Below are 25988 nucleotides of genomic sequence, written 5' to 3'. Positions count from 1 at the left end.
AGTCATATGTCGTATATGACGACCTTATTTCAAGTCGTTTTACTGTTTGGTGCGCTCGGTTATGGTGCGTATTATATGACGAAAAAGACGCGCAAACAGCAGTTTTTTAAGCAAGGTGAAAACGGCCATATTCAAGTGAAAGACGGCGTTTTTTTAAATCATCAAACGAGTGCCTTTTTGTTTGAAGTGGACGGGAAGCAAGTGTTTACTGTTATAAGTAATAACGGTGTGCAATCTGTGCAGTTAACAGGAACAGGAAATCAGTTTCAACAAGCGCTAGAAGACGCGGTGAAGAGTGAAACGAAAAAAGTAGAGGATCCATCATGAGAATAAAGAAACAGTTATCGTTATTTGCCGTTATTTTCGTATTTTCTATTATTTTTTCATTTGTTTTTGTAAATCCAGCGTATGCAGCCCCGAACGGTTTTATTAATTTCGAAAATGGAAAAGAGTTTACGAGTAATTCAAGTGTACAACTATTCGCACTCGTTACCCTTCTATCATTATCTTCTTCTATCGTTCTTTTATTTACGCATTTTACTTATTTTATGATCGTTCTTGGGATTACTCGTCAAGGGCTTGGTGTTATGAATTTACCACCAAACCAAGTGCTTGTTGGACTCGCTTTATTTTTATCACTATTTACGATGCAGCCAGTGCTTGGTCAGTTAAAGAGTGATGTGTGGGACCCGATGACGAAAGAAAAAATAACAGTAAGTCAAGCTGCGGAGACGACAGCTCCTATTATGAAAGAGTATATGTCGAAGCATACGTATAAGCACGATTTGAAAATGATGCTGAAAGTGCGCGGAGAAGAGTTGCCGAAAGATATGAAAGATCTTTCACTATTTACGCTCGTACCATCCTTTACGTTAACGCAAATTCAAAAAGGATTATTAACGGGGATGTTTATTTATTTAGCGTTTGTTTTTATTGATTTAATTATTAGTACACTTTTAATGTACCTTGGGATGATGATGGTACCGCCGATGATTTTAAGTTTGCCATTTAAAATACTCGTTTTCGTATATTTAGGTGGATATACAAAAATTGTCGATATTATGTTTAAAACGGTCGCCTGAAGCGTTTGATGCTATGTGATAGGAGTCATATAAATGAATACGTCACCAATTATAGATATTTTTCAAACCTTTTTTTATAAAGGGGTTATGATTTTAATGCCGGTTGCCGGTGTAAGTATGATTGTCGTTATTATTATCGCTGTCATTATGGCTATGATGCAAATTCAAGAGCAAACGCTGACGTTTTTACCGAAAATGGCGAGTATTGTGCTCGTTATTATCATTTTAGGTCCGTGGATGTTTCAAGAATTAACGACGCTTATTTTAGATTTATTTGATAAAATCCCATCGCTATTGCGTTCGTACTAAGATAGGTGAATTGAAATGAATATGGAATTATGGGCGGCGACGTTTTTTGCGTTTTGCCGCATTACTTCATTTTTATATTTTTTACCGTTTTTCTCAGGACGATCGATTCCGGCGATGGCAAAGGTTACATTTGGGCTCGGTCTTTCGATTACAGTTGCCGATCAAGTTGATGTCTCCCACATAAAGACAGTTTGGGATGTAGCTGCTTATGCAGGAACGCAAATTGTAATTGGATTATCACTTTCAAAAATTGTCGAGATGCTGTGGAACATTCCGAAAATGGCAGGGCATATTTTGGACTTTGATATCGGTTTATCACAGGCAAGTTTGTTTGATGTAAATGCAGGATCACAGTCTACTTTACTATCAACAATTTTTGATATATTTTTTCTCATTATTTTTATTTCACTTGGCGGCATTAACTATTTCGTTGCCACGATTTTAAAGTCGTTTCAATATACAGAGGCGATTTCAAAATTGTTGACGACTAGTTTTTTAGATAGTCTACTCGCAACGTTATTATTTGCGATTACATCAGCAGTTGAAATTGCTTTACCTCTTATGGGCAGTTTATTCATCATTAACTTCGTCCTTATTTTAATCGCAAAAAATGCACCACAGTTAAACGTTTTTATGAATGCGTACGTTATTAAAATTACGTGCGGTATTTTGTTTATTGCGATGAGTGTACCGATGCTCGGTTATGTGTTTAAAAATATGACAGACGTATTACTTGAAGAATATACGAAACTATTTAACTTTTTCTTAACGAAGTAGGGGGACGCGCATGGCAAAGGATAATAAAACAGAAAAGGCCACCCCACAGAAGCGTAAAAAATCGCGTGAAGAAGGGAATATCGCCCGGAGTAAAGATTTAAATAACTTATTTTCCATTCTCGTATTAGCAGTTGTCGTTTACTTTTTCGGAGATTGGCTCGGTTATGAGATTGCGAATTCCGTAGCGGTTCTGTTTGATCAAATTGGGAAAAATACAGATTCGACCGAGTATTTTTATTTAATGGGCATTTTACTTCTGAAAGTATCAGCTCCTATATTAATACTCGTATACGCTTTTCATTTATTCAATTATATGATTCAAGTCGGTTTCTTATTTTCTTCTAAAGTAATTAAGCCGAAAGCGTCACGTATTAATCCAAAAAACTATTTTACGAGATTGTTTAGTCGTAAAAGTTTAGTAGATATTTTGAAATCACTGTTTTATATGGGGTTAATCGGTTACGTTTCGTACGTTCTCTTTAAAAAGAATTTAGAGAAGATTGTTAGTATGATTGGATTTAACTGGACAGCGTCACTTACTGAAATTATTAGCCAAATTAAATTTATCTTTTTAGCTATTTTAATTATTTTAATCGTTCTTTCTATAATTGATTTCATTTATCAAAGATGGGAGTACGAACAAGATATTAAGATGAAAAAAGAAGAAGTAAAACAAGAGCATAAAGATAATGAAGGGGACCCGCAAGTAAAGGGGAAACGAAAAAACTTTATGCATGCTATTTTGCAAGGAACAATTGCGAAGAAGATGGATGGAGCAACGTTTATTGTGAATAACCCGACGCACATCTCGGTTGTGCTTCGTTACAATAAACACATTGATGCGGCGCCTATTGTCGTTGCAAAAGGGGAAGATGAGCTCGCATTATATATACGAACGCTTGCCCGTGAACAAGAAATACCAATGGTGGAAAATCGTCCGCTCGCTCGTTCTTTATATTATCAAGTCGAGGAAGACGAGACGATTCCAGAAGATTTATATGTAGCTGTAATTGAAGTTATGCGCTATTTAATTCAAACGAACGAACTTGAAGTATAATAGCGCGGTTGGAGGAGATCTCTTGTGTTTAAGATAGATTCTGCAAGAACCTATTTTTCTATCTTTTTAGCAGCGTCATTCGTTGTGGCGCTCTTAATTCCACTTCCACCATTTATACTTGATATCATTATCGTTTTTCTATTAAGTATGTCAGTGCTTATTTATATGCGAGCGACAAGTATTAACGAGTGGGATGAATTAAAGTCATTTCCGACGATGTTGTTATTAATCGGGATTTTCCGCGTATCGATTAACGTTTCGACGACGCGGGCGATTTTAACAGACGGAAATGCTGGTCATGTTATTGAAGAGTTCGGTCAGTTCGTAATTGGCGGAAACTTATTAATTGGTATCGTTATTTTTACAGTATTAATCATATTCCAGTTTATCGTTGCAAACGGTGCGTCTCGTACAGCTGAAGTTGCAGCTCGTTTTACACTTGATTCTTTACCAGGGAAACAAATGTCTATCGATGCTGACTTGAACCAGCGTATTATTACAGAAAAAGACGCACAGGTAAAACGAAAAAAATTAAATATGGAAACAGAGTTTTATGGAGCGATGGATGGTGCCGGAAAGTTCATTAAAGGGGACGTTATTTTCGGGATTGTCATTTTATTCGTTAACATTATTTTCGGTTTAATTGTTGGTATGATGCAGCAAGGAATGAGCTTTGCAGAAGCGGCTCTTCATTATACACAGTTAACTGTTGGTGATGGAATTGTAAACCAAATCGGTTCGTTAATGCTTGCGATTTCAACAGGTATTATCGTAACGCGTGTATTTGACGGTTCACCTGATACAGTAACTGAAGGAATCTTTAAAGAGTTATTAGCGCATGAAGTTGTTGTATATGCGCTTGGTGGTTTATTTATCGCAATGGGTATTTTTACTCCGCTACCATTTCTGCCATTTGCTCTCGTTGGAGGCACGATTATATTCTTAGGAGTTCGTAATAAAAAACGAATAAAGAAAGAAAAAGAAGACGAGCTTCAAAAAGAATTAGAAATGATTCAAGGTGATGAAGAGCAACTGCAACAAGTGGAAGATTCATTCGGAGTCTTTACAGATAAATATCCAATTATCGTAGAGCTCGGATTAGATTTAGCGGCACTTGTAAAGCAGAAAATTAATGGAGAAACAGCTCGTGATAAAGTTGTTCTTATGAGGAAGTCGATTATTACTGACCTTGGAATTAACGTTCCTGGAATTAACTTTAAAGATAATACGAGTTTTAGACCGCGCGGACGTTACATTATTCGTATTAAAGGTGCGAAGGCGGCTGAAGGTGTTTTAAAATCAGGCTATTTATTAGCACTGAAAACACCGAACGTAATGGCTGATTTAGATGCAGAACCAGCGAAAGATCCAATTTTCGGCGAAGATGGATATTGGATTTTGGAGCATATGGTACAAGATGCACAAATGAAAGGCTATCAAGTGTTAGAGCCACTTAGCATATTAATTACACATTTAGATGTTGTCGTGAGACGTAACCTTCATGAGTTAATTCAGCGTCAACATGTGAAAGACTTAATTAACTCGCTTGAAACTGATAATGGCGTTTTATTAGAAGAAATTAAGAAGAAAGAAATCGATTTATCACTCGTACAAAATGTTGTGAAGCAGCTTCTGAAAGAAGGAATTTCGATCCGTGATTTACCGACAATTATTGAAGGTATTATTGACGGGAAAGAAATTTATCAAAACCATGTTGATGGCGTAACATCATTTGTTCGTGAATGTATTTCAAAAGTTATTTGTGAGAGTGCGAAAAATCCTGACGGAAAAATTTATGCGGCGCTATTCTCCGATTCAATCGAGTTAGATGCAGATGTTGTTAATAATTCATATCAAGGTTACTTATTAAACTGGGATTTGGATTTAGAAACGCGAGTAGTAGAGCAAGTACAGCGCGTTTTCAAACAGGCTCGTTTAATGGGAAGAGAGCCAGTATTATTAACGCGCAGAAAAGATTTCAGATTTGCGATTGTGAGACTTCTTGAACGTTATCAAATAGAAGCTAAAGTATTATGTATTAGTGAATTAGCACCAGAAATTGTTGTAGATCAAATTGCTTATATTGAATAGTAGGGGGTGAAGTAATGGAAAGTACAGAAAAAAAAGAAGCGTTAATGCGAATAAAAGCAGCTTCGAAAAATGAATTGTATCGAAAATTATTTGACCAATATGGTACAGATTATTACTACGTTGTCGATGAAAGTGTAAAACGAAACATCCCGTTTTTCTGGAAAAAGAATTATGAAATGTTAGTCGCTTTTCCTGAAGATAAACAGGAAGAAAGTAACGAAGGCCTAGCTCAATTTCATGAACAATTAATGGATGTTGTAGGTGAGCCTTCAGAAGAAATCGTGAAGGCGAATGGAATTCAATCAGTACTACACAATTTAGAAAACGTAACGACTCCTATGTCATACGCGGCGATGCAAACAGGAAATAGTGAAGAATGGGCAAGAAAAAAAGAGAAACTATTACAACTGTTTGAAAAAGGAATCGTCGTTGTGAAACATACGGAGGAGACGAAAGTAACGAAAAAACAACCTGCTGTGAAACAAGCCATTCCTGTAAAGAAAGAAGAGGTAGCTATAAAAAACGAAAAGCAGGAATCTGTACCGTTTATTATTCAAAAAGTAATTCGGATGTTAGAGCAAAATGATGTGGAACAATATTTTATTCATGCATATGCTGAAAAGTTAAAAGTGAAGTTTGAGAGTGCAACGATGATTACGGAAGAAGAAGTGATCGGATACATATTGGAAGATATGAGATCTCATTTCAATACGGAAAACGTATTTGAAAAAGAGGTACAAACAATTGCATTAATCGGTCCAACTGGAGTCGGAAAAACGACGACACTCGCGAAAATGGCATGGCAGTTTCATGGGAAGAAAAAAACGGTTGGTTTTATTACAACAGACCACTCTCGCATTGGGACAGTGCAGCAATTACAAGATTACGTAAAAACAATCGGATCAGAAGTAATTGCTGTGCGAGATGAATCCGCAATGACACGGGCGCTTACTTATTTTAAAGAAGAAGCGCGCGTCGATTATATTTTAATTGATACAGCCGGAAAAAATTATCGTACGTCAGAAACGGTTGAAGAAATGATCGAGACGATGGGTCAAGTAGAGCCAGATTATATTTGTTTAACGCTATCAGCTTCTATGAAAAGTAAAGATATGATTGAAATCATTACGAACTTTAAAGATATTCATATTGATGGTATCGTATTTACGAAATTTGATGAAACAGCAAGTAGTGGTGAGTTGTTGAAAATTCCAGCTGTATCATCAGCTCCAATTGTATTAATGACAGATGGACAAGATGTGAAGCAACATATACATATCGCTACAGCTGAACATTTAGCGAAACAAATGTTACAAACATCGTAAGAAAAGAGGTGAAGAATAAGGCACTTGCCTTATTCAAACGAGTATGAACGGTCTTTATATAGGTTCTATGGGTATGATGAATTACATGCAACGTTTAAATGTTCATGCGAATAACGTCGCAAATGCCCAAACAACAGGATTTAAAGCAGAAAATATGACTTCTAAAGTATTTGATGTGCAAGACGCATATCGCCGTGGAGATGGAGCTACGACAAATATCGGTTCGGTCGATTACGCTGTCGTACCAGCTGCGAGTCATGTGAATTTAGCGCAAGGAAATGTACAAATTACAAATAGCCCTACAGATTTCTTTATAGATGACGGTGCAGCAGGCACATCAGCATTTTTCGTTACTTCAAAAAATGCTGAAACATTTTTAACGAGAGATGGAAACTTTACAGTGAATAGCGACCGTTATTTACAAACAGCATCTGGCGCTTTCGTTATGGGTGAGAATAATGAACGTATTCGTATTCCAGAAGGAGCAAAGGTGGCTGTACAAGCAGACGGCACATTATACGATGAAGTAACACAAAATAGTATTGCCCGCTTGCAAACGAAAACAGTAGATGCAGAAGCGAACGCTCGCCTTTTGCAACGTGAAAATAAAAGCTTTACACTAGCTGAAGGAAATGTTGCTGATTTACCGAACGGAACAGGGGCAGTACGTAATCATATGCTAGAAAATTCAAATGTAGATATGACGAAAGAAATGGCAGATTTAATGACGAATCAAAAAATGATTCAAGCATCGCAGCGTCTTATGACCTCATTTGATAAAATTTACGAAAAAGAAGCGAATGAAATATTGAGATAAGGGACTCCCGATAGCGGGAGTCTTTCTTTTATGAGTAAAAATAAGTTACGGTTAAAAATTCAGAATTATCAGTTGACTGTATGAGATTTCTTTTTTATATTAGTAGCTATAGTAATAACTACTATTGGGAAGTGAAGTATAGAGCTATATAGATTGTGAGGGATTACCAATGGATGAAATTATAAAGGAATTACAAAAGCTAGGTTTTTCTCAATATGAATGTAAAGCATATATTGGCCTATTAAAGCATTATCCAGCAACAGGTTATGAAGTTAGTAAGCAAACAGGAGTACCCCGTTCAATGATTTATGAGGTACTCGGTAAGTTGATGGATAAAGGTGCAGTGCATTTAGTTCCTTCTGAACCAGTGAAATACGTACCTGTAGCAGCTACTGAATTAATGGATCGAATACGAAAAGACTTTGAAAGATCCTTTGAATTTTTAGATGAAAAATTAAATTGTTTGGAGCAAGAGCGACAAATAGATGTAATTTCGCATATTCGCTCAAATGACCGTGTTTTGAAAGAAATATGCAATATAATTAATAGGGCGAAGGAAGAGTTATGGATTTCTGTATGGGAAGATCAAGTGCATGAGATTGAACCGTTTATTCATAAAAAGGAAGCGGAAGGAGTACATATATTTTCAATCTTATTTGGTGCTCCGAAAACAAAAATAGGAGCGACATTTCATCATAATTATATGACGCCTCACGTTGTTGAAAAGAGAATGGGTGGTCATTTAACTGTTATCGCGCGTGATGGAGAAGAAGTTTTAATTGCTAACTTTTCAAATGATAGCACTTCATGGGCAGTTACAACATATGATCCAGCTTTAGTTCTCGTTGCTACAGAGTATGTTCGGCACGATATTATGGTGGAAGAAATTACGAAAGAGTTTGGTGCTGATAAATTAGATACGTTATGGCGAGAAAATATAGATTTAGTTCATGTTGTAACAGGAAAACGTAGTATGGAAGAAATGGAGGGAGAAAAAGGTGAATAAAGCTCAGGCACATATAACATTGCAGAGCGATGATACATTTCAACAAGGCGTAAAGGATTGTTTACCAACTGTATTTGGATATTTAAGCATTGGTATAGCAGCGGGGGTTATTGCAAAGACAGCCGGTTTCTCCGTTATAGAAATTGCTTTTATGTCCACATTAATTTATGCAGGTTCTGCTCAATTCATATTAGCAGGTATGTATGCAGCCGGTGCACCTACTTCAGCAATCATTTTTACAGTATTTTTTGTTAATCTACGCCACTTATTAATGAGCGCTGCGCTTGCACCCTATTTCACGAAAATTCCTCTATTTAAAAACTTAATAATCGGTTCGCAAATTACTGATGAAACTTTCGGTGTTGCAGTGCAGCACGCAGCGCAAAAAGGCTATTTAGGTGAAAGGTGGATGCTGGGACTAAACGTAACAGCATATTTAAATTGGATTATCGCTACAATTATCGGCGGGCTCTTTGGTGAATGGATACCAGATCCTCATACGTACGGGATGGATTATGCATTACCAGCAATGTTTATCGGATTATTTGTTCTTCAGCTAATAAGTAGTAAACCGAAACTAGCAATTCATCTTACTGTTGCAATTGTAGCTATTATTATTGCATACGTTTCACACTTGTTTATGCCAGATAGTATAGCAGTTATTATCGCAACGCTGTTAGCTGCGACAATTGGGGTGGTGATTGAAAAATGGAAATAAGATTGGATATATTATTACTTTTAATTGCGGCAGGAGCTGTCACACTCGTACCACGTATTTTACCTCTACTCGTATTTAGTAAACTACAAATTCCAGACTGGGGTTTGAAATGGTTAAATTACATACCAATTGCGATATTAGCAGCACTTTTAGCGCAAGTATTATTTATGCACGAGACGGTGCAGTGGGATTATATCATTGCGGCAATTCCGACTTTTTTCGTAGCGATATATACTCGTAGTTTATTAGGAACCGTATTAACAGGAGTCATTGTGATTATTTTGTTACGTTTCTTTTTCTAACAAGGATTCCATTCATATAATGGCGAACAGTGTAATAACATGAAGCATATAGGGGTGGTGTTATGATACTTTTAACGATAGGTGCTATTTTATTAACGCTATTTATTTTCTTTATTATTGGATTCATTACGTTTATGATGTTTGTTGATAAGGCAACACCGCAAATTTATTATACACCTTGTGAATCAGTGACAGTGAAATCTAAAGGTAAAAATAGAAGGAAGAAAAGTTGATGTTGGGCTTTTCTTCCTTCTATTTTATCTGATTTTTCTGTATAATTTAAGTTAGTTATCCAACTAACTTAAAAGACCTGTGGTGTGATGTCAAGTAGGTATTTTAGTACTTGAACTATTAAATCTAGTATTACAGCTTAAAAAAGGCAATAGGAAACTAGACCATCAACTAATTGTAAATTAATGGTATTTAAAAGGAAGGGAAAATGTCGCTAGATATCATCTATCAACGCCCCTTCCAGGCGCGTAAATTTGGTTATTGCGTAGTAGCGCATCAACCAAACGCACAAATTTTCTTGCAGTTAAGACGAGGGCACGTTTGTGCTTATGTTTAGGCACTTCTGCAGACTTTTTCGTATAATAATCACGATATTCAGGTACATGACGTCTTACGGAGTTGGCGGCTTCAACTAGGTAATAACGTAAGTACGGATTTCCTGATTTTGTTAAGGATGTATTTTCTGCAGTAAAGCGACCAGACTGGTATTTTTTCCAGAAGAGGCCTGCATATTTTGCGATACGTGTTTCATCGGCAAAGCGGTCAATTTGACCAATCTCAGCGACAATACCTGCCGCGAATACAGGACCTACACCAGGAATACTGTCAAGGGTTTGCGGTAACGTTGACATCAAACTTTCTATACCTTTCTCAATCTCTTTAATTTGAGCTTGATAGGTGCGCATAATCTGAATAGAGGTGCTTAGTAAGAGATCAATAGAATCTTCTACGACTTTGCTTAATCTATACGAACCTTTAACAGCTTTTTGGATGGATTTCGCAACGTCTTCTGGATTACCAAAACGCTTTTTTCCTTTTTCCTGAAGGAAAAAAACGAGCTCTTGTAAAGGCATTTGAGCCATTTCTTCTAAACTAAATCGTTCTAGAAATAATTCCATCATGGCATTTCCGAATACAGAGGATTCAACGTCTTGAGTAAATTGGCTGCATTTCAATCCTAGGTGTTGAAGAAAATGTTGTTTTTCTTTCGTCAAGGCATGTACGAGTTGATAGCGAGAACGAGTTAATTGTTGTAAGGCCATATATTGTTCTTCTTTTACAATAGACATCGTATGGCGACCAAAACGAACATAGTCTGCAATGACAAATGCATCAATTGTATCGGTTTTATCCATTTCTGGATAGCTTTTTTTAAAATTTGAAATTTGTTTTGGATTAATCATAAATACCTGAGAACCGTAGGTTCTAAGTTCCTTGTCATTATGAAGGAACATGGCTGGGTGGTAGCTATAAATTGATGTAGATTCTAATCCAATCTTAATGATTTTACAATTGGATTTAGAAGCTGTGTCTAGAATTTTTTTCTTTAAAATCAAAGCGCCAGGTAAATCATTTGTAATAGTGAACGATTGTAAACAATCCCCTTCACCATTTAAAAAACAAATTTTCGCATCTTGAGAGCTCACATCTAAACCTACAAATAATTTCATGAGAAAACTCCTCCTTTCTTTTAGAATCACTGGAAACTTTCTTGGACGTCTGGGGATATCCCTAGTGTGATCGCTGACCAACATCCTCGTGTATAAGAACTTATTCTTACTCCAAAAGCCGCCCTAGCGCTACTAACAGCTAGGTTTGAAGTAAGGGGAACAGCCTGTGAGTAGGAAGCATAAAGCGAACACTGGGAAACAGTCTTTCCTTGTAGTTATATCTACAGGTGGTGAAGGAATTGTCCCAAATGATCCTTACTGTCATTATCTAGGAATATCCTCGGACGTCCAAGAAAATATAGATTAAATATGTCCGACAAAAAGTAATTAAACATAATATACGAGGTGGTGATATAAGTGGCAAAACCGAATGTTATTAACAAACAGAAGTTGCTAGAAGCAGCAAAAGAAATTATTGCAGAGCACGGGATGGAAAAATTAACATTAAAAGCAGTCGCAGAGAGTGCTCAAGTTACACAAGGAACCGTATATTATCATTTTAAAACGAAGGATCAATTATTACTTGAAGTGACTGAATCGTTTTGTAAAGCATCGTGGGAACAAATAGGAAAGGGCGTAAAGTTAGAAAAGGCTTTACAATCTGCCAAAAGTAGATGTGTGAAAGATTCAATGTATCATCATTTGTTTTTTCAATTAATAGCTAGTGGACTACAAAATGATACGATGAAAGAAAAAATTGGTGAACTGTTACAGTATGAAAATCAAGAATTAAAAGGAGTTTTAGGTAAAAAAGTAGGAGGTGCAATTACATCTCAAATTTCAACTGAAACGTGGAGCATTTTATGTAATGCATTAATTGACGGATTGGCATTGCAAGCCTTATTCAATCCATCTTTTTCTACCGATAAAGTATACGGTGATTTGTACATGCTATTGGGAAAATTTATAGCGCTACAAAAAGGAGGTAATGGTAGTGAATAATAAACTTTGGCTCACTATTTTATTTTCTATTGGGGTTTGGTTTGCTGCCTTAGCATTCTTCATTATTTTCGGTTCTTCAGTTTTATTAGAATACACCTCAAATAAATTTTTTCTGCAAATGACGGTTCTCGAATTAGGAACAGCTATAACTTTATACTTTGTAATGTGGCTATATCAAAAACTAGACACTTCGAAATATGCAGTTATTAAGTTAGGTATATGTGGTACAGCAATTGGTTTAACGTTAGATTCTTACATCTTGTATAATTCTTCTAGCATACTTTCACAATTATCCTCACAGCAAATCTTATCATTTACCATTTGGATGGTTATCGCTTATGCTTTATATTTAATAATTCCTTTAGTTATGGAACGTAAAAAACTGTTGTAAAGAGGTTTTTTACCCGCTTTACAACAGTTACATTCCAGAAAGAACTAACAACAATAATCCAAATAGAAAACTTATAAAAGAAAGGAAACCGATAGATATGGAAAAAATACGATTGTTTTTCCATTCGCGTATGCAAACGATAAAGCCTAAAACGCAAAGAAAGAACCAAATGGGCAGAAATAGAAACTGGCTAACTTTTTCGGGCAGTAATGTATAAAAATTTGTTAAATACAATATCCAATTTGTAAAAAATAAGGCGCATACGATGAATGATTGTAAGTAGGGATGTTTTAAAAATGTCCCTTTTTTTACGGTGATAAAGATGAGGATTAGCGCTGAAATAAAGGGAATTATTATGAATATGAGTAAAAGTAATGTAAGTGACATATGAAACTTCTTTACGAGATAGTTTTCATAAGAATTGAATCTATTATATTGTATACTTGCTTTGTAGAGTGCTCGTTATATTTTTCAGAGTATGGATTTAGAAAGCCATGTTCACCGTGTAGTTGTTTTATTTTTAGTAACGGATAATTTTGTTGTTGTAATGTTTCAATTAAAGGGGATACTGAAAAACTAGCTTCTTTTTCAGGGAAAATAAGTAATGTAGCACATATAGGTTTAATGTGAACATAGTCACGTATACGGGAACCGTAACATCCAATGATAAAATCTATTTTCGGATTGTTACTACAGAGCCAGGAAATTGTCGCTCCAATGCTAAAGCCGATAAGTCCTATATGTGTGTAATTACTAGAAAGGCTAGTGACGAGTTCTTCAATTTGTTTTTTTCCACCATCAAATCCAATGTGATTCATAAAATGCTGATATGCTTTTTCTTCATCACTATAATGAAATGAATTTTGTAGTTGTAGAAGGTTAGGACAGAATACATCTGTATTAGATGATGTGAAGTGGTCTATAACATGCTGCATATGGTCATTCACACCGTATATTTCATGAACAACAACGAGAGCTAATTTTTTCTTCATAGTCACAAAACCTCTCCCTGAAACTTATATTCTTTCTCCACAAGGCAAATTCGTAGATGAAAGTTTTCATACCATTGCTCACGCCCTCTTTTTTTCGCTTCTATATGTAAGGCGTTCGTTTTCCAATTTTCAATTGCTTCAAGTGATTCCCAATAAGAAATTGTAATCCCTAGGCCAGATGAATCACGTGAGCTTTCTACGCCTAGAAATCCAGGTTGCTGTTTTGCAAGTTCCTCCATTTTTTCGGCAACGGTACTATAGTCTGTTGTGTCATTTGATAGTTTAGAAGTAAATATAACTGCATAATAAGGACTAGTTTTTTGTGGAGTGTTCTCCATACATTTTCCCCCTTTAAAATCAGTTCATAGTTTGTATTTTAGCACGTAATAAAAAGAAAAGAAGCACGAGGCTTCTTTTCTTTTTAGGCGGTAAATTTTAATCCGGCATATATTTTACGACCTTTTTTTGAATCCAGCACACTCGCGCTTCGTACTTTTGAATATTACGGTTTCGCACTGTGATTTGTATAATTTGGTCTGTTGTGAGTGGGGTGTTTGTTTGTACTTGGCAACCACCAGCACTATAATCGACAATGGTTGCTTCAATTGGAATTCCGTTCATATGCAATGTTCCAGGAAACATAAGTGGTTCACGTATGTGCTGTCTTCAATATTGTCGTATCTTTTGCTTGCGAAGGCTAATAAGTAATTCAAAATAAAAAAATGCCACTTCAGAAAATTGAAGTGGCATTGCTTATATTTCCTCTAAGCTATTAACTGGAACTGTTAATTCGCGTTCTGGATTTGTTACTTCATATATGCGGGCGGTTTCGTTGCTTTCGTCCACGTGTTGAATCATAACAGGCATGCCTTGAAAACTGATATTGGCTTGTTCTGAGGACTCAGAAAGCTCTTTTGCGCGTTGTATATTCATTTATATTCCTCCCATCATTATTATCTTTGCTAAAAAGGAGGGATAATATACCATTTCGAGACATTCTTAAAGTTTTTGTATTATTTGTAATGTTTCCTTAATAAAAGAAGAAAAAATGGAATCCGGATAAGGTTGTATCTTTTGCACGGCTTCTGTTGCTTCTTCAAGAGCTTTTTTCGTATCGTTAAGTTTTACATAGCAAAGGGCACGATATGCACCTGCTGTTGTAAGCCATGCTTGATCAAGTGGATGCATCATATAATCTGGTATTTTAGCACGTTGAAAAGCTTCCAGAGCTTCCTCGTATTTCTTTAATCCGTACAAAGCTTTTCCGGTTTCGAGGTAATACAATCCATCCTCTTGGAAAATCGGTTCGTCTTTTAGTTTTTCTCGAAATTGTTCTACATGTTCTAATGCAATTGTATATTCTTTAGTAATCGTGTTGTAGTAATACGCTTTTAATATATCTACGATTGCAACGGATAAAGTGTCTTCTGTAAAAATGGCGAATTGCTCAGATTTCTTAATGTAATGTAAATACTGTTCTTTATCAGCCGTCATGACTTTTTGATAAGATAATATGCGATAAAATTCATCTGTTTTATAATACACTTGATGTTTTTTTGAAAATGCTAATGCTTCTAATATGATTTTTTCACATTCCTCATATTTGCCACATGCGAGTAAAATAATGGCTTCTTTTAAGCACAATCGGATATGTATAATAAGATCCATTTCTAAATGGTTCGCTTCATAATCATCTCGAATACGAGCAATAAGTTGCAAACATTCCTCATACTTTTTACGTGAGAATAACGTATAAGAGAATGTTAATTTTGTTTCAGTACTGTCTCTGTATAAAGTATATTTTTCAAAAATAGAAGTTGCTTTTTCAACGAAAGATTCAATGTTGTAATCTTTCATTATAGATGCTCCAGTAATAAATTGTTTATATAATCGGGCAGTATTTAAAGTGAGAGGGAGTTCCTTTTGAACGATAGGAAGTAAAGTTTCATACACCTTATCACATTTATTAGCCTTTATAAGTTGATCCATTTTTTGAATGAGTTCTGTGATTTCTACATCATCTTCTTCTAGTAAAAAACTCGTTTCACATCCAAGTTTATTAGCGATATATTGTAATGCTTTCATGGAAGGTGTAGCTTTTCCATTTTCAATTTGACTTAACATACTTTTTGTCAGTTCTGAACCTGCTAGCTCAGTTTGAGTAAGCTGTTTTTCTTTTCGTAACGTTTTAATTTTTTCACCGAGAGTAGCCATATAATTGCTCCTTTATGATTAAAAGTTAAATACAATTAAACTTTTTGTTGTAAAAATTGGAAAGATGATTATATAATAAGTTTAACACAATTAAACTTTTAAGGGGAGAGTGTCATAATGGGGGATGTAAGTATAGTTCCAAATGATTCAAAACTGAAGATTGCAACGAGAAATATTATTTTAATGATGATTGGAAAGATGACGTCTTTGCTAGGAGCGGGTATTTATACGTTCGCAATGGGATTATACGTATTAAAGACAACAGGATCAGGGATGGGTTTTGCAACTACGCTCGTTTGTGGATCGATTCCAAGGATGATCTGTGGCCCAATTGCAGGTGCTGTAGCAGACCGTGTTAATCGAAAATGGCTTGTCATTGGCACGGATTTATTAAGTAGCTTAACGATGCTTATTATGTTTATTCTTGCTACTATATTTGGGCCATCACTTCTGTTTATTTATGTTTCAGCGGCATTATTATCAATTTGTGCAAGTTTTTATTCTGTAGCATTAACTTCGTCTATTCCTAATTTAGTAGATGAAGGGCGTATTCAAAAAGCGAGTGCTTTAAATCAAACGGCATCTTCTTTATCAAATATTTTAGGGCCGATTATTGGCGGAGTTGTATTTGGTTTCTTTTCAATTAAGTCGTTCTTTTTGTTAAATAGCATTACTTTCTTTTTAGCAGTTATTTTGCAATTATTTATCGTATTTGATTTATATAAAAAAGAAGTGGCTGAGAGTAAAGAGCATTTCTTGACGAGTATAAAAGAAGGTTTTTCATATGTAAAACGACAGCATGAAATATATGGTTTAATGAAAATAGCACTGTGGGTAAACTTTTTTGCTTGTGGGCTAACCGTTGCACTTCCATACATTATCGTCCAAACATTGCATTTATCTTCAAAGCAACTCGGTACTGTAGAGGGAATGTTAGCAGTCGGGATGTTAATGGGTGCGATTGTTTTATCAGTGCGTAAAGAAGTGAATAATCCGTTTCGTTCTATTTATAGTGGACTGTTTTTATTTGCGGGTTTGAGTTTATGTACAGTCTTCCCGTTGTTAGTTACCATTCCGAAAGTAGCAAGTTTTATTTACTATATTGCTTTTATGATGTTAACTGGTATATCAATTATGATTGTAAATATTCCGATGCAAGTACATATGCAAAAGACGACAAATCCGAGCTATTTAGGGCGTGTGTTCGGCCTACTTGAAACAATTGCTACTGCAATCGCACCGCTCGGTATGATTGTATATGGATTATTATTAGATATGTTACCTACTAGCATTGTTATGATGACAATAGGCGGAGGATTATTGTTAGTTGTATTAGTTGGAGTAAAGCAGCATATGGCGAAAAGAAAAGTGGATGTGTCAGCTTAAAAGAAAATTTTAACAAAATAAAAATGACCATATTAGTATTTTAGTTTTTGAAACTCTTTTTCATGTATGTTACAGTAAAGTGAGCAGGCAAAGAAAAGGAGAAAACATCATGAAAAAATTAAGTTTTGTTATGCTTTTTCTGTTAGTCGTAATGACTGGATGTAGCAATTATGACACGTATATTGAAACAGGTATGCAATCATTGAAAAATGAAAAATATAGTGATGCGATTATGTGGTTTGAAAAAGCGGAAAAAGAGAAATCAGGAAATGAAGCGAAGGCATATAAAGAAGTCGCTCAGCTATTGGATCGCGGTGCGACAGCATTAAAAGATGGGAAGTATTTAGAAGCGAAAGACGATGCAAATGAAGTATTGCAAAAGAAAAAGGACGATACACTTGAAAAATCCGTAAAATCAAATGCAGAAGATATGCTTCAAAAAGCGAAAGACGTTGAAGAGAAAGTAAATGAGAGAGTAGCGAAACGAAAAAAGGTAGATGAAGAAGGAATCGATAAAGTAATTAAAGCTGTTGATAGTATAGATGAAGTAAAAGAAAAAGAGAAAAAAGTGTCAGAAGCATTAGATAAGGCTGAAGAGGCACAAGTGAAAATTGAAGCGAAGAAAAATAAATAGAGTTATAGTTTAAAAGAGGGTATCCCATAGTCGAAATTTTTGATTAGGTGATACCCTCTTTATTTCGTACAATAGTACACGAAATTATATGAGCGATTATTCGAATATATCGACCGTAGATCTAAATATATCAGCGATTTGACAAGCGATATCGATTTCTGGACAAAAAACGACAACTGTAGCATCCTAAATAATAAGAGGAGGCTGTCCCGAAATATCTTTTGGGACGTCCTCTTTTTAGTATATATAAATGAAATTAATAAAAGAGCATTAAGCTAAATCAGCTGACACGAACATTTCACTATTTTGAAGGTTTTTAGAGCGCAAACTATAAGCAACCACTTTCTTTTTATGTTGTTTTACAACGTCAACATGCTCTTCATGACCATAAATATAAAATATGAAATCTTTTTTGCCACGTTTTGCATTGATAATTAATGGAGTGCCCTCATTTTGTGGTGGTGCATAATAGCGATCTAAAAATAAACCTTCGTTAAAATCATTAATAATTTGAGATTTCTTATCGCCTTCTAAACTATTTCCATTAATCGTTATAGTAGCATTCTCTTCATCAATTTGCGGATGTGTTTCATATCGGCTAATGATGGATTCAATAACGGAGTTTGGAAGACTAGAAACGATAATTTTAAATGCCCCAAATACAACTAACAGTACAATAAACCAAGTCGTCATATTGTATCATCCCCTTTACACTATTAAATAATATAACCCATATGGTAATAGTACATATGGTGAAGTTTTGTATATTTTGTGAAGAATTTTCCTTTTTTGAACGTTTTTTAACAAATTGAGATGTTTTAAATTTGTAAGGGAATATTTAGTATGATAAAAATGTAAAAGTTTTCTATCGATTATAAGGGGGTTATGAAATGGGGAAATTAGATGGAAAGGTTGCTTTTGTTACGGGAGCTGCGATGGGGAATGGAGCTGGAATTGCTCATGTGTTTGCAGAGCTAGGGGCGAAAGTGTTACTTGTTGATATTTCAGAGACAGTTCATGACACTGCAAAAGAAATTGTTAGTAAAGGATTAGATGCTGTGAGCTACGTAGTTGATGTGGCTAATTTTGACGCTGTAAAAGAAGTAGCGAAAGATGCATATGAGAAGTACGAAAAGATTGATATATTAGTCAATAACGCAGGCGTAATCCGGCTTGCTAATTTTCTAGATATGTCTGATGAAATGCGTGATTTTCAATTCCAAGTGAACATTAATGGTGTATGGAATTTCTCTAAAGCAGTATTGCCATATATGATTGAGAAAAATTACGGGAAAATTGTTAATATGTCTTCTGTAACAGGAACATTAGTAGCTGATGAAGGTGAAACAGCATATGCGACGACAAAGGCGGCGATTGTTGGATTTACGAAAGCATTGGCGCGTGAAGTTGCGAAGCATCGTATTACTGTAAATGCGATTTGTCCAGGTTATATTATGACGCCAATGGCAGAGCAAATTGCAAATGAATCTGATCCCAATAAGCCAAGTAATATCATCGATGGTATTGCTTCAGGTGTTCCGTTAGGAAGATTAGGAAAAATTGAAGAAGTAGGTCAGTTAGCAGGTTTTTTAGCATCTGATGAATCAAGTTACATAACAGGTACACATATTGTAATTGATGGCGGTAGCACATTACCAGAAACTGTTTTGGTCGGTGTAAAATAAAGTTTAACTAATAACCAGTGGAGGGGCATCCCCACTGGTTATTAGTTAAACAGAACTGGCGTTTACTAGAAGTTAATGTAGGATAAAAAATGATACTAATAGGGATCTGAAAGAGATTTCTCCTAGTATTAAAATCTGTTTTTATATTGTTAGAAAAATCAATTTTGTTACAAAAAGTTGAAATCGAAGTATTTTAAAAGAAAAAGGTTTATAATAAAAATATAACTAATTACAAGGAAGTGTAACTATGAGTACTGTAGCAATCGTGTATGGTATTATTCTTTCTACAATTTTTGTTTTATTTTTCGTTGGAGTTTCACGTTATATTCATAAATGGAAAGAAGGCGTTGCGAAATTAAATCACATTGAAGAAGAACTTAGTGATTTAATGTTACATCATGGTAAGTAAAAGGTTTATTTTTTAACTAAACAATGTGAAGAATATCACAAAACATGCTCTCATAATGACAGCATGTTTTTTTGTTATGTTGTTAATAAACACATCCATCAAATTTTTCCATACGATACAGTGTGAAATCAGAAATGTTCGGAGCGGGATAGAGGGGGAAAATAAGTAATTCAGGCTATATTACAGATAATAAAAATTTTAAGAAAAGCTCAGGAACTCCAAACCTTTTCTTTGACTCAAGAAAAAATGAAGAAACCTATGGAAAGTTAAAAAATAATATAGATTACTTTATTCGAGATGGTATAACAAGTGAAGAATTTAGAAATTAAATTATAATAATATGATTTAATTATATAAATAAAAAGATGCTTTGTATAAAGCATCTTTTTGTTTGTTTTATAAGAAATGTACTCAAAGGAATTAGCCGATATCTAACCGAATTAATTGAATAGATGCGTTAATGGCAGGAGCGCCAGTAGTTGTAATAATGAGTAATAAAGTTAATAAGGTTTTACATATAAGTAGGTTGCGATTTGAAAGTAAATGATTTTAATGGGAAAGGGTTGGATGTTATGACTACAATATATTTCGTTAGGCACGCTCACTCTACATATACAAAGGAAGAAAGGGAACGTCCCTTATCTGAAAAGGGTTGGCTAGATGCAAAGAACATAACAAACTTGTTAAAAGATGAGAAGATTGATGTTGTTATTTCTAGTCCATACAAAAGAGCGATTCAGACCGTTGAAGGAATTGCAAGTGTAAACAAACTATCAATACAACTGGAAGAAGATTTACGGGAAAGGTTATTAAGTAAAGATCCAGTAGAGGATTTTCATGATGCTATTCAGAAAGTGTGGGAAGATTGGACTTTTGTATATGAAGGCGGAGAATCAAATGATGTAGCGCAAAAGCGTGCTGTAATATGTATGCAAAATATATTGGAAAAGTATAAGGGGAAGAATATTGTAATAGGTACTCATGGGAATATTATGGTGTTACTGATGAATTATTTTGATGCTACATATGATTTTCATTTTTGGAAAACACTTCTTATGCCTGATGTATTTAAGTTAACTTTTCATAATGAGAGTTTAGTTTCTGCCGGAAGAATATTGCATACAGGTTATCAGATAAATAATTTGTAAAAGTTTATCAAAAAAAGAGGAATAAGAGAAGTTATTGTAGAAGTATGACTTTGTAACATAAAAAATATGTTAAAGGAGGCTGTTTACATGTTTGAGAAAGAGAAAGACGGGCTTATTGAAGTTCACAACGTATATGAAATTGCACCAGCAGATGGAACAATTATTGGTATGGCAACGGAAGAAGAAATGGAAATTGCTGCTGAACTTGAGTTACAGTACTATGCCCATTCTCGTTTATTAGAAGCAAATATTCAGTTAGACGGTTCCTCCTATAAAGGATTACTTCAGGAGTTCCAGGAGTATGAAAGAAAATCAATGAACTTTTGGCGAGCGATACATAAACGTTTAGCTGTGCCATGGGCATGGGTACTGCGTATTGATGTTGCGAACGGCCCTATATATGTAAGCAATGGGAATTCGTATTATGAAGAAGTTGATGATGAAGAAGATTATGAATAGATAAGTAAGGAAGCAGCTTTAGTTGCTTCCTTTTTTTATTTACAATGGGTGAATTGCTTCAATGATAATATCTGGTCGATCATTTTCTATACCGTGACCAGCATGTTTGGCAAGAATATATTTGCTGTTTATTGAGAGATTTAATTGTTCACGTATAAGTTCTTGCCACATCTCTTCAAGTTGTGTAGCTTCTTCTTTTGGCATATCGCCCTCAATCATTTGAGTAATAGAATAATGGGGATCTCTGCCGATAACGGTTAATGGTATTTCTAATGTTTTATATAGTTCTTTTATTGAGCGAGCGCAATTTTTCCACTCCGCCAGTTCAGAAGCTGTCGCTTTATATAATGAAGGCGATATAGAAAATTCGATATGATGTTCTGATTGATTGATGAGTGTAGGTTTTAGTTCAGTATAAAGTGCATCTACATCCATTTTGGAGTAAGTATGATATTTTTGAAGCCAAATATCATCAGAATCAGTTTGATCAGAAATCGGTAAATGAAGCTCATCTAATCGGTGTAAGTTCATGGAGGTAGAATCAACTAAAATAAGCGCTTTTATTTGGTCCTCATGTAACATTGCAAAATGTTGTGCGCATAAACCCCCGTAGGAATGACCGATTAAAATGATTGGCTCGTGAATAGCTAGTTCATGTAGCAACATATGTAGTTCCTTTGCAACTTGCATAGTTGTACGTGGATTATTTCCAAGATCACTTTCTCCATAACCTGGGCGATGGTATGAAATGACTGTAAATTTTTGTGAAAGCTTTTCTATAATAGGAAGCCAATCATAAAATGAGCAGCCCATTCCTGTTTGAATCACGACAGTTTGTTTACTATTACCTCTCATATATACTTCTATTTTTCGCCCGAGTATTTCTACTATTCTATTAATGTTAATTCCCCCTAAGCTTGAAATAATTTTTGACAAGCAAAGGCGATACACCAGGCGCCTATGCCGAAGAGTATAGATGTACTAAGTGAAAAAGAGTTCTTTAAACCGATATAAACAATAAATAATAGTAATGCTGATGCAGGAAATCCATATAATACGCCCATAGCGAATTGACTTAACTCCTGTTTACTCCCACCTTCGAAAGAAATCCAAAATAAACTAAGTAAACTAATAAGAGGAAGGGCTGCGATAAAGCCACCAAGTGTACTATAATATTTAGCAAATTCGGTTACACCGCCAATAATGAGGGCGGAGACGATAATCTTAACGAGGAAATGCATATTTTGCCTCCTTAGCTAATAACGAAAAAGCTTTATCAATTAATTGTTGCTCTTCTTTTGATAGCTGTGACTCTAATATTTGTATCTTTTTTTTATCTAGTAAAGTATGCTTTTCTAATACTTCGATGCCTGTTTTTGTTAATGCAAGGTTCACAACTCTTTCATCTTGTTTATTTCTTTCTTTAATGATAAATCCCTTTTGAATAAGACGTTTTACATGTTCGGACGCTGTATTATGAGATAGACCAAGTTCAGAAGCAACTTTTCCAATTGTTATATCTTTCTCACGAGAAATGATTTGTAAAATGCGGATTGCTTGGTGAGAAAGATTGTCTTCATATTCATATCGTAAGTGGTAGTATATTGTCTCCCAATGTTGATTGATGTCTTTCATATGCGTAATCCTCCAAATTTTTATGTCGTATAATAAGATATATTCGTTTATTAAGAATTAAAATCCTCTTATTTTCATAATAAATGTTGAAAAAGTTTATTTTTACTGAAATATAAGGTAATCTATGTGTAAAGGTATACATTTAGCAAGAGAGAGGATGATAGCTGTGAATACATTTAAATGGATTAGTCATGAAAAGATGTATGTAGATCAAATTCATGTTGAAAAATGTGGTCCTCTTTCAGTCGGCATATATGGGGGGAGTCAAGAGAGTGATGCATATGAAAGAGGAGATGCAGTGCTAGCTTGGTGGGATCCGAAATTAGAATTTGAATTTGTTATGATATTTGATACACACCATAAAACGAAAAATATACATTATATAATAGAGGCCATTTCAGAAAGAAAAGAAAAACTAAAAGAGTTATTTTCATACCCGATACATTTAGCTTTTCATCATACACATATGTACTTATTAGCTTTATTTACAGATGAGCTATTTATTGAGAAATGCGATCAAGATGATGAGGAGCTCGCATGCTTAATTTGTTTGCGAAAAGGCGAGTTTTTATATTGGTTATCAGTTGGTGATTGCTTCGCGTATTTATTCCATTCTGAGAAAACGAAAAATGGAAAGGGTAGGCTAAATAAGCGTAAGAATTATGAATATATAGGAAGAAAAAATGTTTTTGCAGCGAATACACCTTGCTTTACATCAGGCGTAAGGGGATTAGAAAGAGGCCAGAACCACATTGTAATGGCGACGGATGGTATTTTAGAATGTGATAAACGAAAGTTTGATGATGATCAATCTTTAGTAGAAATATTACACGACGGAAATTGCTTACAGATTGAGCCTGTATTAACAAATGTACTTGAGTGGAAAGGTAGAGATTGTGCCACTATTATCGGATGGTCCATCGATACTGAAGATAGACAATGTGCAAATTAAGAACTGAAAAGGAGTTCAAGGTTTTTTATCCTTGAACTCCTTTTTATTAAGCAATATGAATGTGATATGTTTTTAACCATTCATTCACTTGGAGCATATACTCCATAGCACTTCTTGCTTCAAAATTGTTAATCTCTTTATTACTTTGATTAGCAATTGCAAGTATTTTGGAATGGTTAATAAGTGAGAAAACAGGATTGTTTTTATTGCTGCACATATCAAGTGTTAAATTGCGAATTGTTTGTAAATAGTGTGGGTCTTGTGAAGTTGGATAAGCACTCTTTCTTCTATTTCGCACGTCGTCTGGTAAAGCAGGTTTCAATGCTCTACGCAAAATACCCTTTTCAATATTATCAATACTTTTAATGTTGAAAGGAACGTTCCATAAATATTCAACAAGTCTGTAATCACAAAACGGTACACGAACTTCAAAGCCAACAGCCATACTCATACGATCTTTACGGTCGAGTAAGAAGGGAAGGAATCTTGTTAAAAATAAATAAAACATTTGACGTTGTTTCGCTTCTTTTTTACTTTCTCCTTCAAGGGTAGGTACTTCCAAAATAGCTTCGTGGAATCGTTTGTCAATGTAATGCTCAGGATTACATTGATTCGTTACGTCATTTAATAATAGAGAAGATGTGTTTTTCCAGTTTGTTAACCATGGAAACTTATCTACATATAATAACTCTTCTTGATGAAACCAAGGATACCCCCCGAATACTTCATCGGCCGATTCGCCAGATAAGGCAACGGTTGCGTCTTTTTTCATTTCGCAAAATAGTAAATACAGTGAAGTTTCCATTTCACCAGCACTCGGTAAATCTTTCGCATGTAGGGGAACAAATAAGTGATTTGCTAGTTCTTCTGCATTAACAATAATATCATGATGTGATGTCCCTACGTGCTGAGATACACGTTTTACCCAAGGAGCATCTAGACCAGTACGAGCAAATGTAAGTTCGAAATCTTTAGCACTGTTTACAAAGTCAATTGAATACGTGTGAAGTGCTTTGTGTTCCTCTGCAAATTCTTTACCTGCCAATGCAGTAATTCCACTAGAATCTAACCCGCCTGATAACATACAAACGAGGGGAACATCGGCAATTAATTGTCTTTTTACTGTATCTTGTAAGATAGATAAAATATGTGAGGATGTGTCTTCAATAGAATCTGTATGGATCTTACTTTCTAAATTCCAATACTTCTTAACTACTTTTTTACCACGTGTGAACGTTATAGAATGTCCAGCACGAACTTCTTGAATATGTTTAAAGACGCCACATCCTGGAGTTCGAAATAAGCCTAATCCAAATATTTCATTTATTCCGTCTGTATCAAGTTCAGCAGGAACAGATGGGTGAGCTAATATCGCTTTTATTTCAGAACCGAAAATAATGCTGTTATTTCTTTCTGTATAAAAGAGTGGTTTTACCCCTAAATGATCTCTTGCTAAAAACAATTGTTGCTTCTGATCATCCCATATTGCAAAAGCGAAAATTCCATTTAAATGTTGTACGCAATCTTCTTTCCATTCTAAATAAGCATGTAGTAACACTTCTGTGTCTGAGTGTGTTTCAAATGTATGACCTTGTTGTTGAAGTAATTCTCTAAGCTCACGGAAATTATAAATTTCACCATTATAGGTAAGAGCATACGTATAATCTCCAGCACGAAATGTTTTTGGCTGCGTTCCTCCTTTAGGATCGATAACAATTAAACGACGATGTGCAAATGACGCGTGACGTGAAAACCAAAAGCCTTCAGCATCAGGACCACGATGCTGAATACTGTTCGCCATCTTTTTTAAAATAACATGTTCATTTGAAAGATCCTCTTTCCAATCTACCCAACCTGTAATTCCACACATATACATCTCATCTCCTACATTTAAATTATAAAATGGAAATAAATTAATTGAATAAAATGTACATCAAGTTTAAAGGTAACTACATAAATATTGTACTACATTAAA

At 34.9% G+C, this 25988-nt stretch carries 33 protein-coding genes and 2 pseudogenes; 23 read left to right on the top strand and 12 right to left on the bottom strand.

Annotation, left to right across the window (positions count from 1 at the left end; translation table 11 throughout):
* Positions 1–6: 6 nt before the first annotated feature.
* The 12 genes from BAU28_RS26350 (at position 7) to BAU28_RS26295 (ending at position 9717) form a co-directional block, all read left to right on the top strand.
* A complete protein-coding gene (locus BAU28_RS26350) occupies positions 7–327 on the top strand; it encodes a hypothetical protein (RefSeq protein ID WP_000121171.1) in 321 nt (106 codons plus the stop codon).
* Positions 324–1082 (top strand): flagellar type III secretion system pore protein FliP, encoded by a 759-nt coding sequence (locus tag BAU28_RS26345; RefSeq protein WP_071720846.1) that lies wholly within the window; start codon positions 324–326, stop codon positions 1080–1082. Before BAU28_RS26350 ends, BAU28_RS26345 begins: the two co-directional genes overlap by 4 nt.
* 33 nt (positions 1083–1115) lie before the next feature.
* Positions 1116–1391, top strand: coding sequence for a flagellar biosynthetic protein FliQ (locus BAU28_RS26340; protein WP_001098085.1), 276 nt, complete (start codon positions 1116–1118; stop codon positions 1389–1391).
* 15 nt (positions 1392–1406) lie between these two features.
* Positions 1407–2168, top strand: coding sequence for a flagellar biosynthetic protein FliR (locus tag BAU28_RS26335; RefSeq protein ID WP_071720844.1), 762 nt, complete (start codon positions 1407–1409; stop codon positions 2166–2168).
* 10 nt (positions 2169–2178) lie between these two features.
* The gene (flhB, locus tag BAU28_RS26330; RefSeq protein WP_071720843.1) at positions 2179–3225 is read left to right on the top strand and encodes a flagellar type III secretion system protein FlhB; all 1047 of its coding nucleotides are present in this window, start codon (positions 2179–2181) and stop codon (positions 3223–3225) included.
* A gap of 24 nt (positions 3226–3249) precedes the next feature.
* Positions 3250–5316 (top strand): flagellar biosynthesis protein FlhA, encoded by a 2067-nt coding sequence (gene flhA, locus BAU28_RS26325; RefSeq protein WP_071720841.1) that lies wholly within the window; start codon positions 3250–3252, stop codon positions 5314–5316.
* A gap of 14 nt (positions 5317–5330) precedes the next feature.
* Complete coding sequence (gene flhF, locus BAU28_RS26320) at positions 5331–6641, top strand: flagellar biosynthesis GTPase FlhF (protein ID WP_071720839.1); 1311 nt, start codon at positions 5331–5333, stop codon at positions 6639–6641.
* 43 nt (positions 6642–6684) lie between these two features.
* Positions 6685–7458: a flagellar basal-body rod protein FlgG gene (locus BAU28_RS26315; RefSeq protein ID WP_071720838.1), complete on the top strand. Its 774-nt coding sequence runs from the start codon at positions 6685–6687 to the stop codon at positions 7456–7458.
* Positions 7459–7627: 169 nt separating this feature from the next.
* Positions 7628–8464 (top strand): TrmB family transcriptional regulator, encoded by an 837-nt coding sequence (locus BAU28_RS26310; protein WP_071720837.1) that lies wholly within the window; start codon positions 7628–7630, stop codon positions 8462–8464.
* A complete protein-coding gene (locus BAU28_RS26305; protein WP_071720835.1) occupies positions 8457–9182 on the top strand; it encodes an AzlC family ABC transporter permease in 726 nt (241 codons plus the stop codon). Before BAU28_RS26310 ends, BAU28_RS26305 begins: the two co-directional genes overlap by 8 nt.
* Positions 9173–9484 carry an AzlD domain-containing protein gene (locus tag BAU28_RS26300; protein WP_025150586.1) on the top strand — a complete coding sequence of 104 codons (312 nt, stop codon included), beginning with the start codon at positions 9173–9175 and terminating at the stop codon, positions 9482–9484. Before BAU28_RS26305 ends, BAU28_RS26300 begins: the two co-directional genes overlap by 10 nt.
* Positions 9485–9546: 62 nt before the next feature.
* A complete protein-coding gene (locus BAU28_RS26295; protein ID WP_000602235.1) occupies positions 9547–9717 on the top strand; it encodes a DUF3951 domain-containing protein in 171 nt (56 codons plus the stop codon).
* Between the two features lie 219 nt (positions 9718–9936).
* On the opposite strand, the gene BAU28_RS26290 is transcribed toward BAU28_RS26295, so the two are convergent.
* On the bottom strand, positions 9937–11166 hold the full coding sequence (locus BAU28_RS26290) for an IS110 family RNA-guided transposase (protein WP_000765657.1): 1230 nt from the start codon (positions 11164–11166) through the stop codon (positions 9937–9939).
* A gap of 166 nt (positions 11167–11332) precedes the next feature.
* Here BAU28_RS26290 and BAU28_RS30595 point away from each other — a divergent pair, with 166 nt between their 5' ends.
* From BAU28_RS30595 to BAU28_RS26280, 3 genes are read left to right on the top strand one after another with little or no spacing between them, the layout of a single operon-like run.
* Positions 11333–11473, top strand: coding sequence for a hypothetical protein (locus BAU28_RS30595; RefSeq protein ID WP_165615197.1), 141 nt, complete (start codon positions 11333–11335; stop codon positions 11471–11473).
* Between the two features lie 50 nt (positions 11474–11523).
* Positions 11524–12108, top strand: a complete 585-nt coding sequence (locus BAU28_RS26285; protein WP_071720833.1) for a TetR/AcrR family transcriptional regulator — start codon at positions 11524–11526, stop codon at positions 12106–12108.
* The gene (locus tag BAU28_RS26280; RefSeq protein ID WP_116500488.1) at positions 12101–12499 is read left to right on the top strand and encodes a DUF5367 family protein; all 399 of its coding nucleotides are present in this window, start codon (positions 12101–12103) and stop codon (positions 12497–12499) included. Before BAU28_RS26285 ends, BAU28_RS26280 begins: the two co-directional genes overlap by 8 nt.
* 27 nt (positions 12500–12526) lie before the next feature.
* Here BAU28_RS26280 and BAU28_RS26275 read toward each other — a convergent pair whose 3' ends face one another.
* The 6 genes and pseudogenes from BAU28_RS26275 to BAU28_RS26250 all read right to left on the bottom strand — a co-directional run bounded on the left by BAU28_RS26275 (position 12527) and on the right by BAU28_RS26250 (position 15705).
* A complete protein-coding gene (locus BAU28_RS26275) occupies positions 12527–12886 on the bottom strand; it encodes a hypothetical protein (protein WP_071720829.1) in 360 nt (119 codons plus the stop codon).
* 11 nt (positions 12887–12897) lie between these two features.
* Positions 12898–13491, bottom strand: a complete 594-nt coding sequence (locus tag BAU28_RS26270; protein ID WP_071720827.1) for a dienelactone hydrolase family protein — start codon at positions 13489–13491, stop codon at positions 12898–12900.
* Between the two features lie 2 nt (positions 13492–13493).
* A complete protein-coding gene (locus BAU28_RS26265) occupies positions 13494–13829 on the bottom strand; it encodes an antibiotic biosynthesis monooxygenase family protein (RefSeq protein ID WP_071720825.1) in 336 nt (111 codons plus the stop codon).
* 83 nt (positions 13830–13912) lie between these two features.
* Positions 13913–14157: pseudogene (locus BAU28_RS31175) on the bottom strand (PilZ domain-containing protein); the annotation flags it as partial.
* An 87-nt stretch (positions 14158–14244) separates the two neighbouring features.
* Positions 14245–14424 (bottom strand): H-type small acid-soluble spore protein, encoded by a 180-nt coding sequence (locus tag BAU28_RS26255; RefSeq protein ID WP_048373351.1) that lies wholly within the window; start codon positions 14422–14424, stop codon positions 14245–14247.
* 66 nt (positions 14425–14490) lie between these two features.
* Complete coding sequence (locus BAU28_RS26250; RefSeq protein WP_071720823.1) at positions 14491–15705, bottom strand: helix-turn-helix domain-containing protein; 1215 nt, start codon at positions 15703–15705, stop codon at positions 14491–14493.
* A 117-nt stretch (positions 15706–15822) separates the two neighbouring features.
* On the opposite strand from BAU28_RS26250, the gene BAU28_RS26245 reads away from it, so the two are divergent.
* Together BAU28_RS26245 and BAU28_RS26240 are read left to right on the top strand one after the other, a co-directional pair.
* A complete protein-coding gene (locus tag BAU28_RS26245) occupies positions 15823–17091 on the top strand; it encodes an MFS transporter (RefSeq protein WP_071720821.1) in 1269 nt (422 codons plus the stop codon).
* 109 nt (positions 17092–17200) lie between these two features.
* A complete protein-coding gene (locus BAU28_RS26240; RefSeq protein WP_071720819.1) occupies positions 17201–17725 on the top strand; it encodes a COG3014 family protein in 525 nt (174 codons plus the stop codon).
* 270 nt (positions 17726–17995) lie between these two features.
* On the opposite strand, the gene BAU28_RS26235 is transcribed toward BAU28_RS26240, so the two are convergent.
* Entirely contained in the window at positions 17996–18418 is a 423-nt protein-coding gene (locus tag BAU28_RS26235) for a YfmQ family protein (RefSeq protein WP_071720818.1), read from the bottom strand.
* 197 nt (positions 18419–18615) lie between these two features.
* Between BAU28_RS26235 and ucpA the strand changes: the two genes are divergently transcribed.
* The 5 genes and pseudogenes from ucpA (at position 18616) to BAU28_RS26215 (ending at position 21426) form a co-directional block, all read left to right on the top strand.
* Positions 18616–19410 (top strand): SDR family oxidoreductase UcpA, encoded by a 795-nt coding sequence (gene ucpA, locus BAU28_RS26230; RefSeq protein WP_071720816.1) that lies wholly within the window; start codon positions 18616–18618, stop codon positions 19408–19410.
* Between the two features lie 247 nt (positions 19411–19657).
* A complete protein-coding gene (locus BAU28_RS26225; RefSeq protein ID WP_002171285.1) occupies positions 19658–19819 on the top strand; it encodes a hypothetical protein in 162 nt (53 codons plus the stop codon).
* 122 nt (positions 19820–19941) lie between these two features.
* A pseudogene (locus BAU28_RS30785) lies at positions 19942–20067 on the top strand (cupin domain-containing protein); the annotation flags it as partial.
* A 324-nt stretch (positions 20068–20391) separates the two neighbouring features.
* Positions 20392–20967 carry a histidine phosphatase family protein gene (locus BAU28_RS26220; protein WP_071721033.1) on the top strand — a complete coding sequence of 192 codons (576 nt, stop codon included), beginning with the start codon at positions 20392–20394 and terminating at the stop codon, positions 20965–20967.
* 87 nt (positions 20968–21054) lie between these two features.
* Positions 21055–21426 carry a hypothetical protein gene (locus BAU28_RS26215; protein WP_071720813.1) on the top strand — a complete coding sequence of 124 codons (372 nt, stop codon included), beginning with the start codon at positions 21055–21057 and terminating at the stop codon, positions 21424–21426.
* A 39-nt stretch (positions 21427–21465) separates the two neighbouring features.
* On the opposite strand, the gene BAU28_RS26210 is transcribed toward BAU28_RS26215, so the two are convergent.
* From BAU28_RS26210 to BAU28_RS26200, 3 genes are read right to left on the bottom strand one after another with little or no spacing between them, the layout of a single operon-like run.
* Positions 21466–22377, bottom strand: a complete 912-nt coding sequence (locus tag BAU28_RS26210; RefSeq protein ID WP_071720812.1) for an alpha/beta fold hydrolase — start codon at positions 22375–22377, stop codon at positions 21466–21468.
* Positions 22338–22667 (bottom strand): DUF3147 family protein, encoded by a 330-nt coding sequence (locus BAU28_RS26205; RefSeq protein WP_025148993.1) that lies wholly within the window; start codon positions 22665–22667, stop codon positions 22338–22340. The genes BAU28_RS26210 and BAU28_RS26205 overlap by 40 nt, the downstream gene beginning before the upstream one ends.
* A complete protein-coding gene (locus BAU28_RS26200; RefSeq protein WP_002171290.1) occupies positions 22651–23061 on the bottom strand; it encodes a MarR family winged helix-turn-helix transcriptional regulator in 411 nt (136 codons plus the stop codon). Before BAU28_RS26200 ends, BAU28_RS26205 begins: the two co-directional genes overlap by 17 nt.
* Positions 23062–23185: 124 nt before the next feature.
* On the opposite strand from BAU28_RS26200, the gene BAU28_RS26195 reads away from it, so the two are divergent.
* Entirely contained in the window at positions 23186–24013 is an 828-nt protein-coding gene (locus tag BAU28_RS26195; RefSeq protein ID WP_071720810.1) for a PP2C family serine/threonine-protein phosphatase, read from the top strand.
* A gap of 46 nt (positions 24014–24059) precedes the next feature.
* Here BAU28_RS26195 and asnB read toward each other — a convergent pair whose 3' ends face one another.
* Complete coding sequence (gene asnB, locus BAU28_RS26190; RefSeq protein ID WP_071720809.1) at positions 24060–25883, bottom strand: asparagine synthase (glutamine-hydrolyzing); 1824 nt, start codon at positions 25881–25883, stop codon at positions 24060–24062.
* Positions 25884–25988: the final 105 nt, after the last annotated feature.

Origin of the sequence: Bacillus paramycoides (assembly GCF_001884235.1) — a bacterium.
Classification (GTDB): domain Bacteria; phylum Bacillota; class Bacilli; order Bacillales; family Bacillaceae_G; genus Bacillus_A; species Bacillus_A paramycoides.
Note: the sequence above shows the minus strand (reverse complement) of the source record. Positions and strands in the feature narration are given on the sequence as shown.